The following is a 2,649-nucleotide window of genomic DNA, read 5'->3' as shown; positions in this document are numbered from 1 at the left end:
GGCCGGCACGCGCAGCGTCTTGACGAACAGCCCGGACAATTCGCGCAGGCCGAAGAACACGGCCAGTTCATCGGGGGCCGGCACCCAGCGGTTCTCGACCAGCACCGGCTTGCTGYGCGGCGCGCCCAGGATCACGCCGCAGCCCGCGCAGTAGCGTGCATCGACTGCATTCCTGCGCTCGCACCGTGGGCAGCTGGCGCCGTTTACTCCGAACATGTGCAACATAGCTGACTCCGTTTTCTCTCTTGCCTTCTGCCTGCCAACCTGCTGTCGAACCTGCCAATTCTAGCAGCACATGATCTGCGGCCGCAGTGCGCTCGCGCACACCCGCGATGTCAAAACCCGTGATCTCAAATGATGCCGATGCGCTCCACACAGGCCAAGCTCGCGCCGCGCGCGCGCAGCGCTTCGCGCATGCCCTGCGGCAGGGCGCTTTCCCACGCCTTCGGCAGCAGGATGCGGTCGCCCGGCCCCGCCTCGCGCAGGATCAGCGCGCACTTCGGCGCCAGCGCGTCCACCGTCTCGACCTTGCCTGCATGCCAGGCGCTCGACGTGCCGGTGGCGATCACCCTGCCCCGCGCCATGAATTCGCGGCCGCGCGCGATACGGTCGGCCATCACCAGTGCCAGGCCGTACGAGTCGCCCGAGAACCCCGTCTCGCCAAAGCGCACCGTCGTTTTCCATTGCCCCTGACCGCGACCGTCGAAGTGGCGGGCGCCGGCCAGCACGGCCCGCACCTGGCCCTGGCGCAGCGCGTCCAGGTCGGGCACGCTGATCGCATCGTCGTCAGAATCCATGGCGCCGGCCAGTGGCCGCACGCTCACGTCGACCCAGCCGAGATCATCATGGTCACCGCCGCTGTGCAGCGGGAACCACGCGCGCGCGCTGGCCGTGGCTGCGACCGGATCCGGCTGGCCGGTCAGCGCGCCCAGATGCGGCAAGGCGTCCGGGCCGCCTGCCAGCACGCCGTCGGGCACATTGACCAGCACGCGGCCATCGATCCGCCCGAGGTGCCAGGCGTCGGACCAGCCATTGGCGACCACGGGTCGCGCCGCCTGAAACACGCCGCGCACGATGCGGTCGGCCAGCACGGCGGCCAGTTCCCAGTCGCGCGAGGCCGGATCGAACGCGCGGTCGGCGCTGAGCACCACCTGGTCGCGGCTGTCGTAACGCGGTTCGGTATGGCGCGCCAGGCGCACCACCTGCTGCATCCGTTCGCCCTGCGCGGGCGCACCGGGCACGCTGCACTTGACGTCGGCGCGGCCCGCACGCGGGCGGCGCGTCGCGGTGATGGTAACCACGCTGCCGTCGGGCAGCATGCTGCGGCAGCTCGCCTCAAGCACGGGCGCCGTCATGCCGCCACCTCGTCCTGCACGTGCGTGACGCGGCGCGCACCAGTCTCGGTTTCGAGATTGGCGACGATGCGGTCGGCTTCATCGAACAGCACGTCGAGCGGCCCTTCGCCGGCAACCTTCATGCGCGCCAGCAGTGCCCAGGCTTCGTCGAGCGCGGCGGCGGCGCGGCGGCTGTGGCGCGCGCGGCGCAGCTGCTCCTCGGGCGCCAGCGGCCGGCCGGGCGCAGCCAGTTCGAGCGCCGGCATCGTGCCGACCGACAGGCTGACCAGATCGAGCCGGCGCAGCAGCTCCTGGTGCTGGCGGAAGCGGCCCTGGTCGGCCGGCAGCACCGCCATGCGCACCGCGCACATCAGGCACGGCAACTCGAGGAACAGACGGCGCAAGGCGCGGGCATCTTCGCAGGCCGGCACGAACGCTTCTGCCGTCGACGCAGCCGTTGGTTCGGCCGATGCTGCCGCCGTCACGGGTACGGCCTGCGCCGCCAGCCGTGCTTCGAGCAGCGCCGGGTAATCGTGCGCCGCGCCAAGGTCGACCGGCACGCAATCGTCGACCGTCACGCCGAAACGCGTGTACATCAACTGGTTGAACCCGGACCGGAACGTGTTCCATTCTTCGAGCGTCGTGCAGGGCGGCAGATCGAGGTTGCCCTGGGCCAGCTCGCGCTGCAGCGCCGTTTGCGCCAGCGCGCCGAAGCCCGCGAGCTCTACCGCACTACCCGCCTCACTGGCCAGGAACAGGTCGAACCGCTGGTGCGTGGCGCGCGGATCGCTGGCGTCGACGGCAAAGCTCACGCGCAGGCCGATCTCGGGCGCGCCGGCAAACGGGACGAGGTCACAGGAGTACGGCCCCGGATGGACGCACCAGGCGGTTTCCCCTTCCAGCGCCGCGATGCGGCTGCCGGCCGCCAGGCGCCGGCTGCGGCCACCACGGTCGACCAGCACGGCGGCGCACGGCGCAGGAATGGTGATGCCCGATGGCGCCGGCAACGCGATCGCCACGCTGCCGAGCATGGTCGCGTCGAACGCGTCCTGCCGTGGCGGGCGTCGCAGGGGATTCCTGAACAGTGAACCTAACATCGTGATCCTTGAGCGAATTCGGGAACTGCACTATGTTGATGGAGGCACGGGCATCACATCGAAGCGCGCTCCGTGCCGTTGAAAATGGGTCGCCGGTACGGCCGCAAACGGCCACCGGCCTTCGCACTCGCCGTCCGCATCCAGGCTGCCCTGAACGATCACGCTGCCGGCGCCGTCACGCACGACGATCGTCGCGCGCGTTGCCAGCAGTTGCGCCG

The 2,649-nt window shown here is 70.5% G+C and carries 2 protein-coding genes and 2 pseudogenes; all 4 read right to left on the bottom strand.

Going from position 1 to position 2,649, the window contains the following annotated elements:
- Positions 1-216 (bottom strand): annotated as a pseudogene (locus AC1DYN_RS32070) (hypothetical protein); the annotation flags it as partial.
- A gap of 134 nt (positions 217-350) precedes the next feature.
- On the bottom strand, positions 351-1,355 hold the full coding sequence (locus AC1DYN_RS32065; protein ID WP_477966775.1) for a hypothetical protein: 1,005 nt from the start codon (positions 1,353-1,355) through the stop codon (positions 351-353).
- Positions 1,352-2,365, bottom strand: a complete 1,014-nt coding sequence (locus AC1DYN_RS32060; protein WP_477966773.1) for a hypothetical protein — start codon at positions 2,363-2,365, stop codon at positions 1,352-1,354. Before AC1DYN_RS32060 ends, AC1DYN_RS32065 begins: the two co-directional genes overlap by 4 nt.
- A 96-nt stretch (positions 2,366-2,461) precedes the next feature.
- Positions 2,462-2,649: pseudogene (locus AC1DYN_RS32055) on the bottom strand (hypothetical protein); the annotation flags it as partial.

The organism is Rhizobacter sp. P2_D12, assembly GCF_056404395.1.
The sequence above is the reverse complement of the archived record's forward strand: the minus strand, read 5'-3'. Positions and strand labels throughout refer to the sequence as shown.